Annotated in this window: 19 protein-coding genes, 1 tRNA gene and 2 pseudogenes; 7 read left to right on the plus strand and 15 right to left on the minus strand. The window is 38.9% G+C overall.

Annotated elements, in window-relative coordinates:
• Positions 1-180 precede the first annotated feature (180 nt).
• Genes ACI49J_RS11200 through ACI49J_RS11215 form a run of 4 tightly spaced genes read left to right on the plus strand, consistent with a single transcriptional unit; the run spans position 181 to position 2357 of the window.
• Positions 181-960, plus strand: a complete 780-nt coding sequence (locus ACI49J_RS11200; protein WP_409366428.1) for a B277 family protein — start codon at positions 181-183, stop codon at positions 958-960.
• 5 nt (positions 961-965) lie between these two features.
• Positions 966-1397, plus strand: coding sequence for a hypothetical protein (locus tag ACI49J_RS11205; protein WP_318552064.1), 432 nt, complete (start codon positions 966-968; stop codon positions 1395-1397).
• Complete coding sequence (locus ACI49J_RS11210; protein WP_318552063.1) at positions 1378-2106, plus strand: hypothetical protein; 729 nt, start codon at positions 1378-1380, stop codon at positions 2104-2106. The genes ACI49J_RS11205 and ACI49J_RS11210 overlap by 20 nt, the downstream gene beginning before the upstream one ends.
• Before the next feature lie 5 nt (positions 2107-2111).
• Positions 2112-2357, plus strand: coding sequence for a hypothetical protein (locus tag ACI49J_RS11215; RefSeq protein ID WP_318552062.1), 246 nt, complete (start codon positions 2112-2114; stop codon positions 2355-2357).
• A 66-nt stretch (positions 2358-2423) separates the two neighbouring features.
• Here ACI49J_RS11215 and ACI49J_RS11220 read toward each other — a convergent pair whose 3' ends face one another.
• A complete protein-coding gene (locus tag ACI49J_RS11220) occupies positions 2424-3281 on the minus strand; it encodes an integrase (protein WP_342791565.1) in 858 nt (285 codons plus the stop codon).
• Positions 3282-3388: 107 nt separating this feature from the next.
• Positions 3389-3694, minus strand: coding sequence for a hypothetical protein (locus ACI49J_RS11225; protein WP_144418718.1), 306 nt, complete (start codon positions 3692-3694; stop codon positions 3389-3391).
• A 221-nt stretch (positions 3695-3915) separates the two neighbouring features.
• Between ACI49J_RS11225 and ACI49J_RS11230 the strand changes: the two genes are divergently transcribed.
• Positions 3916-4003: transfer RNA gene (locus ACI49J_RS11230), tRNA-Phe, on the plus strand.
• A 110-nt stretch (positions 4004-4113) separates the two neighbouring features.
• Here ACI49J_RS11230 and ACI49J_RS11235 read toward each other — a convergent pair.
• Positions 4114-4311, minus strand: a pseudogene (locus ACI49J_RS11235) (hypothetical protein); the annotation flags it as partial.
• A 166-nt stretch (positions 4312-4477) separates the two neighbouring features.
• Here ACI49J_RS11235 and ACI49J_RS11240 point away from each other — a divergent pair.
• Together ACI49J_RS11240 and ACI49J_RS11245 are read left to right on the plus strand one after the other, a co-directional pair.
• Entirely contained in the window at positions 4478-4717 is a 240-nt protein-coding gene (locus ACI49J_RS11240) for an AbrB/MazE/SpoVT family DNA-binding domain-containing protein (RefSeq protein ID WP_218266444.1), read from the plus strand.
• Positions 4707-5135: a PIN domain-containing protein gene (locus ACI49J_RS11245; RefSeq protein WP_218267555.1), complete on the plus strand. Its 429-nt coding sequence runs from the start codon at positions 4707-4709 to the stop codon at positions 5133-5135. Before ACI49J_RS11240 ends, ACI49J_RS11245 begins: the two co-directional genes overlap by 11 nt.
• A gap of 339 nt (positions 5136-5474) precedes the next feature.
• On the opposite strand, the gene ACI49J_RS11250 is transcribed toward ACI49J_RS11245, so the two are convergent.
• The 12 genes and pseudogenes from ACI49J_RS11250 to ACI49J_RS11305 all read right to left on the minus strand — a co-directional run bounded on the left by ACI49J_RS11250 (position 5475) and on the right by ACI49J_RS11305 (position 13209).
• Positions 5475-6017: a hypothetical protein gene (locus ACI49J_RS11250; RefSeq protein WP_218266445.1), complete on the minus strand. Its 543-nt coding sequence runs from the start codon at positions 6015-6017 to the stop codon at positions 5475-5477.
• A gap of 10 nt (positions 6018-6027) precedes the next feature.
• Positions 6028-6327 carry a hypothetical protein gene (locus ACI49J_RS11255; protein WP_409366429.1) on the minus strand — a complete coding sequence of 100 codons (300 nt, stop codon included), beginning with the start codon at positions 6325-6327 and terminating at the stop codon, positions 6028-6030.
• Positions 6328-6683: 356 nt separating this feature from the next.
• Positions 6684-7116 (minus strand): annotated as a pseudogene (locus ACI49J_RS11260) (conjugal transfer protein).
• A complete protein-coding gene (locus ACI49J_RS11265; RefSeq protein ID WP_318552060.1) occupies positions 7116-7286 on the minus strand; it encodes a hypothetical protein in 171 nt (56 codons plus the stop codon). Before ACI49J_RS11265 ends, ACI49J_RS11260 begins: the two are co-directional and overlap by 1 nt.
• Before the next feature lie 541 nt (positions 7287-7827).
• The gene (locus ACI49J_RS11270) at positions 7828-8235 is read right to left on the minus strand and encodes an archease (RefSeq protein ID WP_240255236.1); all 408 of its coding nucleotides are present in this window, start codon (positions 8233-8235) and stop codon (positions 7828-7830) included.
• 269 nt (positions 8236-8504) lie between these two features.
• Positions 8505-9275: a DNA import protein CedA gene (cedA, locus tag ACI49J_RS11275; protein ID WP_011921266.1), complete on the minus strand. Its 771-nt coding sequence runs from the start codon at positions 9273-9275 to the stop codon at positions 8505-8507.
• 9 nt (positions 9276-9284) lie between these two features.
• On the minus strand, positions 9285-9521 hold the full coding sequence (cedA1, locus tag ACI49J_RS11280; RefSeq protein WP_011921265.1) for a DNA import protein CedA1: 237 nt from the start codon (positions 9519-9521) through the stop codon (positions 9285-9287).
• Between the two features lie 18 nt (positions 9522-9539).
• Positions 9540-10082, minus strand: a complete 543-nt coding sequence (gene cmk, locus ACI49J_RS11285) for a (d)CMP kinase (RefSeq protein ID WP_240255234.1) — start codon at positions 10080-10082, stop codon at positions 9540-9542.
• Positions 10079-10306 (minus strand): 50S ribosomal protein L34, encoded by a 228-nt coding sequence (locus ACI49J_RS11290; protein ID WP_048060220.1) that lies wholly within the window; start codon positions 10304-10306, stop codon positions 10079-10081. The genes cmk and ACI49J_RS11290 overlap by 4 nt, the downstream gene beginning before the upstream one ends.
• Positions 10307-10779: 473 nt before the next feature.
• Complete coding sequence (locus ACI49J_RS11295) at positions 10780-11364, minus strand: adenylate kinase (protein WP_011921261.1); 585 nt, start codon at positions 11362-11364, stop codon at positions 10780-10782.
• Between the two features lie 2 nt (positions 11365-11366).
• Positions 11367-12758 (minus strand): preprotein translocase subunit SecY, encoded by a 1392-nt coding sequence (secY, locus tag ACI49J_RS11300; RefSeq protein ID WP_240255231.1) that lies wholly within the window; start codon positions 12756-12758, stop codon positions 11367-11369.
• 16 nt (positions 12759-12774) lie between these two features.
• Positions 12775-13209: an uL15 family ribosomal protein gene (locus ACI49J_RS11305; protein WP_240255229.1), complete on the minus strand. Its 435-nt coding sequence runs from the start codon at positions 13207-13209 to the stop codon at positions 12775-12777.

A 13209-nucleotide genomic window follows, 5' to 3' on the forward strand; every position in this document is an offset into this window, starting at 1 on the left:
TACATGTACATAGCCAAATATCGGTATGGCAGCGACAGAAGGCAGAGACAAAGGCTGCGAAATATATAGGGAATCCATATGTGCGGGGGATAGTCTCACTAGCTCGTAAGCAGTCATGGAAGCGTACTCTTTCTGACATGATATCACGTTTAGAACGGATCGTGAAGGAGGTGATGAAGGATGTATGGGGATCGGAAACAGATTAAGCAGATAGAGGAAGCCCTAAGGAACGCTAAGGACCTTAAGGAATTGAGGGATATATACGAGCAAGTTCCGCAGGATCTGAGGACAGACAAACATATCTATACCGCGTTCCAGAAGAGAGAATTCGAATTAAAATATCAACAGTTCAAACAACTAAAGGAGGAGCTTTCCCAGAAGAAGAAGAAAGTCAAGAAGGAAAAGCTAGACATTAACATAAAGATACAGAAGAAGTGGATCAATTCCCGTATCTTTACTGCGGAGCATTACGTCGCCATGTATCAGGTGAATCGTGATGGAATCAAACTCATGCTGCTGAGGAAGGTGAAGCTGGTGGAAAATCAGGGCTATCTGATGCTAGAGAATCGAAAGATCCGGAAAGCATGGGTAGTTTCTGCAGAGCCAATCCTCTTCGAGAAGGCTAAGTTCCCCTTCGGCAAGAAGTTCGTGGCGGTACATTTCGTGCTCCCGGATTTCCCGTACACTCTCGACATCGACCTAGATGAGAATATCAGGAAGCTGATAGTCAAGAGTATCAATACGCCCCAAATTCTGCATTCAATGATAAGGACTAGGTTCTTCGAAGCGTTAGCCCGGATCGGCAGTGGACCGGATTACACTATGCTGATCATTGGTGCTATCATGGGAATAGGAATCGGAGCAGCGGTGGGATTCGGTATCGCGAATGCGAACCTATCGCATTTGTTAGGGCATTTCACGAATACGACATTGACTCATTCGAACGTGACTGCGAGGTGAGTTGAATGCCGAGGAAAAAGGAAAATGGGAAAGAAGCTGAGGAGCAGCTAATACAACAATTGCAGAACATGAAAGATTCGTTAGATGAAGAAATGCAAGAGATAGAGAATCCATATACCGTGACCAACCGGGGACTCACGGAATTAGTCCGACCCCGCGATACCATGCTATACCTCAGTTCAGGTCAGATAACTACTATCCTAGGCGCATACTTCTTCGCTGATCTTCCTAAACTGGTAGGGGAGGAAGAAGTACCAGAACTTAAGGAGTTTGCGACTAAGCTCAAATATTATCTGGTAAGTAAGGGCGGAAGAGGTAGGCGTGATATACTCAGACTATTCAGAGTAAGCTCTGGCCAAGTAAGGGAAAATGTAAACAAGAGCATGTTCAAGCAACTTTTACAAGGTGGGAAGGACAGTGACGTCGAAGAAGATTGAGAAGTCCGATCTGTTGTGGTTGGCGCAGAAAATCGTCAATGCATATGAGAGCTACGGCTTCATATCAGCTGTTATCTTTGGAAGACAAGGAAGTGGGAAAACTACTTACGCTTTCAAAGTAGCTAGGGACGTTTACGCGTATTTGAATCAATATGAGACTAAGGATGAGGCATGGGCGGATGTAGAGAGGTCATATTTCTTTGAACTGCCAGAGGCGTTAGATAGGATAGAAGTAGCGATTACTACCGGAGGAAGGATCCCCGTTCTTATCCTTGATGACGCCAGTATTTGGTTGTCAAAATATGAGTGGTATGAGGACTACATGAAAGTCTTTTATAAGTTGTACGCCCTTGCAAGATTAAGAATCACGGCAATACTCTTCACGACGCCGAGCCCGGAGGATATCGCCTTTTTCCTCCGAGAGAAAGGATGGTATCAAATACGTGTTGGTTGGCATCTGAAAAAGCAAAGGATTGCTGAAGCTAGACTGTATAGCAAAGAATTTGCAAGGAATAGTAAAGGTGAATTGGCTACGAAAGTTGTAGCCAAAGCCATAGATAGGTTTAAGGTTGACCTACCCGATGATTTTTATAAGAGATATATCGAAAAACGTAGACAAACTGAAGAGAAATTATTACAAGAATTGAAAGAGATCCTTTCAAGTAGGAGGCAAAAAGAAGAAGAAGTAACAATTGGAAACGGGGGTTAGGTCAATTGACTGATTATTATGAAAAGATCTTAGAAAAAGTAAAAGCAGAGAGGCCAGAGGACATACCTAGGATTGTGGAAATCCTTTCAAATCTTGATGAGGATACTCTGAGAACAATCTATTGCTTCATGTATGAGGAGGACTGCCCTCTGTTAGATAAACTAAAGACAAATCTACACAAGAGGAAGTTCAGGAAATTGAATGCACGGAAAATAAGCGATAATGAGATTGAGGTTGAACTCCCAAGTTGATAACTGGTGATAACGTGTTGCTAACAGCATGTTAACCTCTGTTAACTAATGTTAACATTGAGTCAATTATACAGTTGTATACAGAACTTTCAGATACTCAACATATTTTTTGTAGGACTCTTTCGCTAAGGCCAGTAAGTTTAGATAATGTCTCGATAGGACTGAGCGGGGAGTTCTTCCCTGTATGAAGTCTATTATTTCGGTTTCCATATGTAATTCCGCCATCTTAGTTGCAACAAATTTGCGGACATATTTCGCTGGAACAATATCATACCTTTCCGCGAAATCAGTAACTTCATACCTATCTCTGATGTCAATTTTCTGAAGTGGAGTAACATGAAACACGTAAAAGCTCTTCTTTGTCCCTCTACTCCAATTTAATACATAAAGGAAGAACTCATTATTTCTGGCGTCATTTTGAGGGTCGAATTCTCTCAATACTTTTATCGCCTCCGAGAGCCTTATACCGGACTCTAACAGCAAGCGATATAGCAATTCTAACTTTGTTCCCTTCACTTTCATCAAACTCTGTCTTATTTCCGTTTCCGTAGGCACATACAAATTGATGCCATCTTTCTTAGGTATCTTTAGCTTTTCGGCACTTTCATCTAAGCCTTTCCATCTATAGTATTTCTTCCATGCCTTCACCGAGTTTTTGATATTCATTTTGATTGGCTTCCTTAGATAATTTACATATGTTTTACAAGTCTCTTCGGATATCAGTTTTTTGCAGTACTCATAGAATCCAATTAGCTCTATTTCTGATGGATTTTTTTCAGTGCTGTTGTCCGCCGTGGGTTTGCTGTTCATCTGGACAACTCCATTCAATTTATCATGAGATAATGTAGGGGTAGAAGGGGTTAATAACACCCCCTTCTGGCCTCCCAAGCCAGAGATCCCGGGTTCAAATCCCGGCGGTCGCACTAAATTCTTTTTTATCAAGATTAGATGAGAATAACTGTGCCTGGTCTTCTTACAATCGAGGCTACACTTGCTCGATTTAGGGTCTAGATTCGATTCATGCCTTATATCTAGTTTAAGGTTATACAATTCTCGGCTCGAATAAATCTACTTATGTTATCCCTGATGTAACTAACTGGATCCTTTATCGTGCCCCTTCTCATTAGATTTCCAATGGAGAATAACACTAGGTTTTCCCTAACCATACACTCGGGGTAAGTGCCATTATATTCCACTTCAGGTGAGAATATACTAATAACCAGCGTACTCGGCATCCTCGGTATCTTAGATTTTATCTTTTCAATTACCTTGGTTCCGTCAAATATACCCTTGTCCCAGTCATAGGCCGTAAGGCTAACATGAATTATTTCAATCATAGTGTAGGATTTAATTCCGTTTTTTTCTAAACTTTCCCTGAATGCATCCAGAAACATCCTGTCAATCCTATTGGCACTTACCAACAAGACGTTCAATGTCGGGGCCCCTGGAGACCCTAATTCACAGACACCCTAATAAGGGTACTCCTCGGGTGTCGCCGGGCCCCATTGAACCATGCGGGACAAAAGTTTTAAGTTTAGGCTAGTAGAAGTAGTTTCGTGCCGCCGTAGCTCAGCCCGGGAGAGCACCCGGCTGAAGACTTCGGTATAGAGACCGGGTTGTCCGGGGTTCAAATCCCCGCGGCGGCACATTTACTAAATCTGTTAACAATTTTTTATATTATTTCCTCGATAAGAATAAGCACCAAAAAGTAAAGGTTCATTGATAATAATTAATATAATTGTGTGTGTTTAAGCTTTTATCTTTCCCCGAGACGATGTTTGTAAGTTTCAATCTTATTCATCAGGTTGCCTATCAACGTTTTAGTCTGAAAGCTGACACTCTATCGCTTTATAGCCTCCTCAGCTCTTACCAAGTACTCCTTAGCCCTCAAGTAGAGGTCTTTGTTGTCACAGGCTACAGCATTTTACAAATACATCGCACTAACCATAGATAACTGAAATGTTGGACATACTCTATGATCCTATCAACATCTTCTTCAGAATCAGCTTCAGCAACTATCCTCGTAACTCTTTAAATATCTTATTCGCGTATTAATATTCCTCTCGGTCAATAGTAGGTACTTAGTTAAACCTTTTAAACATTGGTTTAACTTATATCATATGGTTTATCAAATAAAGTTAAGGAAAAAAGGTGTGGTCATCTTACCTAAAGACGTTAGGGAAAAACTTGACATAAAGGAAAACGATATGTTGCTAGGTGAAATTAAAGGCAGAGAGTTAATTTTACGTCCCTTGAAACCCAAAATAGTAAGAGTTGATCCGAAAGTAGTGGAGCAAGCTCTTGAGGAAGAGGAGGAGGCTGAAAGGAGAAAAGAAGAGGAAATATTTAATGATAGTTGACACTGGAGTTCTAATAGAGTATATTAATGAGGCAGGAAAATATCATGAAAAGGTCAGGAAGTTAATTGAAAGTAGTACTTCGCTTTTCGTCACACCCATTACGTTGAGTGAAGTGTTGTACGTAAGTTATAGGGTTTATAGAGAAGCAGGGTTAAACGATGCTAACGATTACGCTAAGGAATTTGTTGAATGGTTATCAAGTAAACTTAAAGTAACTGAGATTAACCACGAAATAGTGATAAAAGCGGGAGAAATTAAGAAAAAGTATGGGATAGCTTTACCAGACTGTTATGTAATAGCTACTGCAGATTATTTGAAAGATAAGGCCCTTTTTAAGAAGGAAAAAGAAATTATACAAGCTCCAGATAGGATTAGAAAGGAACTAGGAGATATTATTACTTTTATTGACGAGATATGAGAACTAACATTAACGTAAGGGATAGGATTCTCTTGCGAAGAAGTCTAAATATACTCTTCTAGTAGTTATTCCAAAAATTATTATACACAACAAATAACGTAATTAGCTAAGGTCGATCCCTCATTAAGATATTCCATATAAACCCTTGTTCTCATACTCCTTTCTGCTCTCCCACTCCTAGGCGTAATCCCATTAAGTATTATCTTACAAGCTAGTCTGTAATTCTTGCTTTTCTATGAAAAATTCTGTTAACGAAGTAAATTATATTAATTACGCATTTGACACTCTCTTAAAAGGATTTAATAATAATATCTGAGTAACATCAATAAGTTTAAGTCTTTATCTCTCTCCGAAACGGTACTTGTAAGTCTCAATTTTACTCCTTAAGTTATCAACGAGTGCCTTAGTTTCAAAGCTTACACTCTTTCCTTGCATTGCCTGCTCAGCCCTTGATAAGTACTCCTTAGCCCTGAAATAAAGATCCTTGTTATCATAAGCTACAGCGTTCTGCAAATACATCATGCCAAGCATAGCTAACCGCTTAATATACTCCTCATCTTTAGCAAACCTGATATTAACCTCAAAGCTCTTTATGTATTTTTCATCAATCGGCTGGCCGCTATCTGGTAAGATTGTAATTGATTGCCTCCTCATAAAGGGAGTGATAAGATTGCTACTCTGAAGATATTTCCTAAAATATGCTATTGAAGTTACAATTACTATTATTGGAATTATTGTGCTAAGGGTATTAGCTAGCGTTACATTGTGTAAGAAATAGTAAGGGATCGAAAACGACAGTACAGTCGCTATTGCTGTAGGAAAACCTATAAACAGCAATGCTAAACCAAGCCATTTCAAAAAGGATAACTTCTTCCCCTCCATAATTCTTCCCTTAGTTAAATTTATTTATAAAGTTTTCTTCCTTAATCAAAACCCTATGCTTGTCTCCTTCCCTTCCTAAATACTTCGCTTTAAAACTTCTGAGTATACTCTGAGAACCGTAATTTATCCTATAAGTTATCTCGTGGTCACCGAAAGGATCACCCTCTATCAACTGACTCCATTGAATTATCTTTGACGGTTGTCCTTCATACTCTATTAATGTCACTCCTTGTCTAAAAATTCCTTTATCATCTTTCTTCTCTTCATAATGCAACAATTTAATACTCTTAGGCTTTAAACTCTGAGGCATATGATTATTGAGAACTTAAAAAAAAAGTTAACTATAATGGAATACCTTAACACTATTCATCACTTATTTTTATTCTAACCTAACTAGGTTATAGTTTGAAAGAATAGCCCAATTCCTTTATTTAAAACTATTTAAAACTAGACGCAATAGAAGTCCTTAACTCTGCGTAGAGATGCTAACAGCCTTAACAGATACCGAAGATATGAATAAGAGGGCTAAAGAGGATAAAGCTATGTTCAAATACCGTAGTTTCATCAAAAAAATTAATTAGTGTTGAGTATAAAGACAAAATCTCCACGTAAGAAGATAATGCATAGAACTCTTTGTACATTTAAAGAAAATTTGTAAATATTTAGTTAAAGATCGTTAGCCTTAATAATTAGTCTAACGTTTCTGTCGAAGCATATCATTATTCTTGAGAAGAAATCTTCCCTGCCTAAAATTAGGCTGGGATATATACCCTCACCTAAGTTTACGAAGTCTAAAGATGTCACGGGTATCTGTAATGTCTCATTAAGTTCCACGAAATGAAATTTTATGTTATACCTTTCTTTTGTAGTGAGCAGATTAGAAATTATAACTTTATCGACTAAACGGTTTTTTTAACGAGGATTCATCAAAACACTTTAAGAACGTATCATTTCTAATGACAGAAAATCTGCTTCCAGTATCTGGAAGGGCTTAAACTAAATACTCGCTACCTAGTTTTGGACACTCCATTTCCACTTTAAGTAAAGGTAAATACGTATTATTAACCTTGACAAAAGGTACTTCTATCTCGCGAGACATTATTGACTCTCTACATATTTGATGGAGACTAAAATATCGTAAGTCCCTTTCTTATAACCCTTCTTCTCCATGATCTTATCAATCTCCTCTTCGGAATCGGCTTCAGCAACGATCCTCCTATCGTAATCTATCGCGTAATATTTCCTCATAACCTTGATGGGAGTAGTCATATTCTCAATTTAAATATGAACTTGCAGAACTATATCTTTGTCTGTTATGCTCTATTAACGAATTTTTGAACTAGAAATGTTAGTGTGCTTGGTTGTTTAGTATTTAAAAGCTTAGAATGTCTCTTCACTCAGAAAAAGAGGAGAAAAATAAGTGTTAGGAGACAATAATAACAATATCAGCTGCAGAAGTTAATGTATATTGGTTATTTGGTCTAAAAAGCTCGAATATGACAAAAATCTATTTTTAACAACATTTTCAAAAATCGAAAGGGAATAATATTCACGTTATAGATAAAATATTATGGCAAGAAGTTCAAGATTTATACACTAGAATAGAAGAGAATGACAAAGCAACTGAGGTGTTTAAGGGTTTAACGTCTCATACGATGTAGATTCTTTCATCTAATACTTAATCTAAATTATATTATTAGAATGAAAATTAACCCTTTAACACAAAGGTGTTAAATCAAGCCTATTAATTTAACGTTTTTGACATCCGGTCGTCCGGGGTTCAAATCCCCGCGGCGGCATTTCTTGAATTTTAAATATCGACTACAAACGTTATCTCTACATTTCCGTTCGTCTTAATGGACATTTCGTGATATGTCATAGCCTTGACCACTGTTCTCCTTTCATGCTTCGTCTCATCAAATCTTTCACCAAAAGCCTTTGCCTTCAATTTCAGCCCGTCTATTTTCACCTGAAATCTACCGAATATCAGTAACTCCGCGTCATAGTAAAATAGAAGTGACTCAATCCACCTGTATAAAAGGTTCTCTAGATCATAGCCGTCCACCTCAATGTCAACTGAGACCTTGGGCTCAATCTTTGACGTATCGGTCATTATTTCAAATACTGCCAACGCCGAGTTCTCAAATGCCTCTTCCAAGGTCTTTCCCCAAGCCTTGATTCCCACGTCAGCCGTATGATCGAAGAATTGGAAACCCATAACAGATTTATAACCCGAAGAACTTTAACGTTATAGATCAAAATGGGAGGAAGACAGAAAACTACCATATTCATGAACAAGGAAGTGAAAAAGGAAAAGAAGCAACCTAATCAGCAGACGCAGAAGTAATTTTTGGAAGGATAAATATAGCTATAGCTATTATCAAGGTTATGATAGATAAACCTGGATTTTTTGTCTCAACAAAAGAGATTATAGAGGTATAAATTAAAAGAAATACCATTATTGTTCTTGATTTCATGATTCCACGCTCATAGGAAGTCAACAGGTATAGGTAGTCTTGAGTAGGACCCCGATATCGCTGATCCAATACCAATTGATAACGAAGTTAGTATGCCAATATACACCAATGGCATTAAAATAGTGCCTTCTATATAAGCCGGGATCACCTGAGTTGCCAGTACGGTAAGGTTGTCAGCGGAATTCACAGTATTTTGAAGCACATTCACATTAAATGCGCTTAGAAATGAGGGAAGTAGCGGTAAACCGATGTAAAATACAATGGAAAACCCTATGAAGGAACCACCAATCGACCTACCGACTCTAAAGGGAATTGATATGAGTAAAATTCCCAAGGCTAATATTAGTCCCACGTAATTATACACTAGCTGAGAGATAACTATCAGTGTGCCAGTAATACTCATGAACCCAGATATCATGGAGAGGAAAAGGCTAAGGGGGCCAACTATGGGATTTATACCACCGTAAGGAAATGAGGTTATGGTTGTGTAAAGGGTCCGTAGTAGAGTGTAGACTTGAAGCTCTCCGGTAAGAAGCTGATAAAGCCAGTTCATATAGTAACTCCAGTTTATTCCTAGGTAGCTGCCTAACTGCGCTATAATCGCAATTAAGGTCTCGTACAAATTAACTAGTACCGATGAATATATACCATCTATTACTAATCTAGGCCCCCATTTCTTTACCCCGTATACCGGAATTGGGACAGCCATTAAGAGGGTTCCCAGAAAGTAAGTTAGGCCAGCAAGATCCTGTGAAATTGCCAAAATCTCAAAAACATTCATTGTTGTCACCTAAAATTGTCCTGCAATATATGAGATAAGGGCAAACACGGTGGTCCCAAGGGCTAACCAAAAAGCGGCCATTATCGCATCCTCAATGAAGTCCTGTCCAGTTCTCTTTACCTTAAAGATAGGTATGGGTGATCCTCTTAGAGCCCAACCAATGGCCCAAGCTAGTATAAAAACACTCCACGATATTTCCGTAACCTGAGTCGTCAATTGTTGTATAAATGACTCTACTCCCGCCATCAAAAGTTACAATCCTAATCATTTACGGGGACTTAACTGAATGTATGAATCTAAAAAGTATTCTATAAGGCCCAACACCTTTTCGGGAGAAAGCTTAGAGGTGTTAATCACTAGATCGTAAAGGGAAAGATCTTGAATGTCTATACCATAATATTTCCAGAACCTGTAATAATGGCTTTGTTCTCTCTCTAGAATACTTAATAGTGCATTCTCATAAGAGATTCCATCTCTCTTAGATATCCTCCTAGCTCTTTCGTCCAACGGCGCCCAAAGATAAATACTTACTGTAGATTCTCCCGCTAATATCCAGCCAGCTATGTGCGATTCTATTACAACATTGGACATTTTAGCTTGGTTCAATATCTCTTTATCAATAACCTTGTCTATGTCAAAGTCTTTCTCAGCCTTCTTATTCAATGAAAGCAGATCCATCCCCATCGAGGATGCCTTTTCCCTAAAGATTTGACCTCCTGAAACAAACCTAAGTCCATACTTAACTGAGAGAGACTTAGCTACAGTCGTTTTCCCGCTACCCGAAGGCCCACTAACCACAAGTATCATGAAATTCCTCTCATTGACAGTTTAATGAGGCTCTGAAGGCATTTATGACAGACGAAGCCTCCATACATCCTCTGCTTTGATCCCACGCTACCCCTCAGAGGTTTCTTGCATATTGCACATTTGGCCACACTGGGTCTCTTTTTCCTCAGCAATACACCAGTTCTAGAGGAAGGTAGTCTTCTATACACCTTTTTCAACGAAGATGTCCTCTGATAAGGCTTCATGAGATCACCCTTGTAGATCATTAGATGTTTAGTTTATATTTGCTTTGGGCCTTCGTAAGGATAGTGGAGTAAAAAGTAAAAACGACATGATATAGACTAAAATGGGGCCCTCCAGAATTACGTGCCTTGAAGAAACTGACTGTGTTAAAACTGGTATGTAGAATGGTATATATACTGTAAATCTCATGGTAAAAATAAGAAATAAACCTAAGATATATAAGCCAAGGAGAGCGAAGGATTGTAACATTGAATAAAAGTAGAGTCCACTATTATATTTTCTTATATCCTTGGAGAGCTTCCTATATACCCTTTCCCTCCTCTTTGAGGTAACCTTATTAATTCTAGAGTTAAGATCTTCCAAAACTAACAAGTATTGGGAAATTTTCCTAGAAATATAATATCTGTAGACAAGATACAGAACAAAATTCAGAAGAAACGAAAAAAACAGAATTTCAAGTATTTGAATAATCATCCTAGACCAGCGATTTAATTATTTGATGCGCTGCTATGGATGGATCTCCCTCTACATTTTTCACGACCTTTACTGAAGCACCTACCAGAACTGCCGATGCCATAGCCGAATATCTTGCGAAATCCATGGTCTCTTTGATTACCGCTGGATCCGAATAATCGGTCCTGGCCCTAGTCTTATCGTTCTCTTGTCTCTTCAGAATAAGCTCTGGGTCGCTCTCTATGAGAAATATCACCTGGGGTTGAAGAATCTCTACTATATGCTTAGGTAAACCGGGTAAGTACCCTCCTGGCGTACGTACTACAGCATGCGTATCTAAAAAGGATAAACCATCTCCCAATGAAGAGGCGTCCTTGTATATGTTCTTAGCGGCCTCCAACTGGAGTTGTCTTTGTACGTTAAGGGGTAATTTCCTCATTTCATCCCTATTACTAACGTATTTCATCTCCATAGCAGTTTTCAACATATAGTCTCCATAATTCATTATTAGAAATTTAGAATTTTCCTTTGATAAAATCTCCTTTATAGTATTAAGGATAGTTGTCTTACCAACTCCTGGGATCCCAGTTACGATGCCCAGTTTCACGACTATTCACCTATCAATCTCTTTAACAAGGGGTACATCTCTATAGATCTTTCGTATGCTAATAGACTGTAATACTGCATCGCTATGGACACCGCCAAGAGTATTCCAACACCAGTTCCGTATACTCCTAAAAGCGTAGCCCCTACCGCTATCACACTGACTATTAGGGAACTAAAGAAGGCTAGAGGATAGATATACTTGGCCAATACAGCCTCTATCATCTTTGGATTGTTCCTCATGCCAGGGATCTCTATCCCAGCATCAACAAGGTTTTGAGCTTGAGTGGCAGGATCAAGACCAGATACCTCTACCCATACTATTCCAAAGAGTATACCTAACACGATGAAAACTACAGAATAAATCACTGCGCCTACTGGGTCTAGTACCACAGCGTAGACACTGTGAGGTATTGTGGTGCTAGGTGGTGGAAATATAAATGCAGATTGGATTGCGTTTAGAACACTGCTAGCAGAGGATGATATATAAGAGGTTAAGGAAGAGAAAAGTTCAATATCTGCACCAAGAACACTTACAAATATAACGGGTATGCTACTGACATAAAGGAAGTTGAGCGGAATCGTTCTTCTTATTCCCCTTAGTTTCTGAGAGGTAATAGGTATTTGAACATTTATGGAAGTCAGATATATTATTAGAAATATTAGACCTATTGTAGTAACCAGCCCCACTAAGTCGGGTTGAAAAGATTTCGTGGTGTTCACCACCAAATTAAGTAGGTTGCCGTGGTCGATTATGGTTGTGACGAGCGACGGGAAGAATCCGACAGGGAGATTTTGAGATTGAACGTTCACAATTCCAAACATATACCAGAATATTATTTTCATTGTTCCAGCAAGGATGAACAAGCTTACTCCAGAGCCTAGTCCCCAACCTTTCTGAATTAATTCATCCAGTAATAGTATAAGGTAAGTTGCAACAATCAATTGCCCAGCGACAATTAACGGAATATTGATATTGGACAATCCACTTGACCTAGTCAATGCAAATGCAAATAGAAATGACTCCAACATGATGAAAAGAAAGGCTAACCCCTTCTGTGCTTCTGTGAACTTTGCCTTATCTTCTTCATCGTTTAAGTTAAGATTGAGCAGTTTAGATCCAACAAGTATTTGCATTATTAGTCCGGCAGTGATTATGGGTCCAATTCCAAGCTGGGCTAACGTGCCAGCGGTAGACGCAAATATTACTTGTTCCAAGAGGAAGTTACTTAGGGCAGTACTCTGGATCCCATAAAGGGGAACAGATGACATTAATAGATAGACTACTACTCCCACTATGGACCATAGCAGTTTCTTGTTTAACGTTGGTTTTTCCTCTGGCTTAGTAACTGCTGGGAGAACCTGACCCAACTTGGCTAGCGCGTCAGTAAGTGACATGAACTAATCAAAACAGTTAGCTCTGGGGGGTTAAAATAACTTGCCCACCAGATTTTTCTATTTTCTCTTTTGCTTTATTGGTTGCAACGGCTACTTTCACTATTAAGGGAGTCTTAACCTGACCTCCTCCTAGTAATTTGTCATATCCTAGTTTCTCAAGATCTACCTCGAGCTTCCCATCTTTGTTGGTAACCTGAATCTTACCAGACTCTATAAGCTCTCCAAGCTTTCTCAATGATATCGCATTCAACTTCTTGGATGTGGGATTAACGAACCCATGCTTCCCGTACCAATCCTTACCATACTTTACTATCCAGGACCATTTTTCCTTATGCATTCCTACATGTCTTCCACCCTCAGCTCCCCTGTCCCTGTGCTGTCCCTTTGTTCCCCAGCCCATTGTTCTATGGGCTCTCATTTTCCTCGATTTCTTTGCACGCCTAACTACCAT

Source organism: Metallosphaera sp. D4-4 (assembly GCF_046245145.1).
GTDB classification, from domain to species: Archaea; Thermoproteota; Thermoprotei_A; order Sulfolobales; family Sulfolobaceae; genus Metallosphaera; species Metallosphaera sedula.

Excerpts from the sequence above, each read along its gene's own strand:
- ACI49J_RS11305 (WP_240255229.1), bottom strand. The coding sequence starts at position 13,209 with ATGGTAGTTAGGCGTGCAAAGAAATCGAGGAAAATGAGAGCCCATAGA.
- ACI49J_RS11265 (WP_318552060.1), bottom strand. The coding sequence starts at position 7,286 with ATGACTACTCCCATCAAGGTTATGAGGAAATATTACGCGATAGATTAC.
- ACI49J_RS11270 (WP_240255236.1), bottom strand. The coding sequence starts at position 8,235 with ATGGGTTTCCAATTCTTCGATCATACGGCTGACGTGGGAATCAAGGCT.
- ACI49J_RS11205 (WP_318552064.1), top strand. The coding sequence starts at position 966 with ATGCCGAGGAAAAAGGAAAATGGGAAAGAAGCTGAGGAGCAGCTAATA.
- cmk (WP_240255234.1), bottom strand. The coding sequence starts at position 10,082 with ATGATACTTGTGGTTAGTGGGCCTTCGGGTAGCGGGAAAACGACTGTA.
- cedA1 (WP_011921265.1), bottom strand. The coding sequence starts at position 9,521 with ATGGCGGGAGTAGAGTCATTTATACAACAATTGACGACTCAGGTTACG.
- ACI49J_RS11255 (WP_409366429.1), bottom strand. The coding sequence starts at position 6,327 with ATGCCTCAGAGTTTAAAGCCTAAGAGTATTAAATTGTTGCATTATGAA.
- ACI49J_RS11290 (WP_048060220.1), bottom strand. The coding sequence starts at position 10,306 with ATGAAGCCTTATCAGAGGACATCTTCGTTGAAAAAGGTGTATAGAAGA.
- ACI49J_RS11225 (WP_144418718.1), bottom strand. The coding sequence starts at position 3,694 with ATGATTGAAATAATTCATGTTAGCCTTACGGCCTATGACTGGGACAAG.
- secY (WP_240255231.1), bottom strand. The coding sequence starts at position 12,758 with ATGTCACTTACTGACGCGCTAGCCAAGTTGGGTCAGGTTCTCCCAGCA.
- ACI49J_RS11250 (WP_218266445.1), bottom strand. The coding sequence starts at position 6,017 with ATGGAGGGGAAGAAGTTATCCTTTTTGAAATGGCTTGGTTTAGCATTG.
- ACI49J_RS11245 (WP_218267555.1), top strand. The coding sequence starts at position 4,707 with ATGATAGTTGACACTGGAGTTCTAATAGAGTATATTAATGAGGCAGGA.
- ACI49J_RS11200 (WP_409366428.1), top strand. The coding sequence starts at position 181 with ATGTATGGGGATCGGAAACAGATTAAGCAGATAGAGGAAGCCCTAAGG.
- ACI49J_RS11240 (WP_218266444.1), top strand. The coding sequence starts at position 4,478 with ATGGTTTATCAAATAAAGTTAAGGAAAAAAGGTGTGGTCATCTTACCT.
- cedA (WP_011921266.1), bottom strand. The coding sequence starts at position 9,275 with ATGAATGTTTTTGAGATTTTGGCAATTTCACAGGATCTTGCTGGCCTA.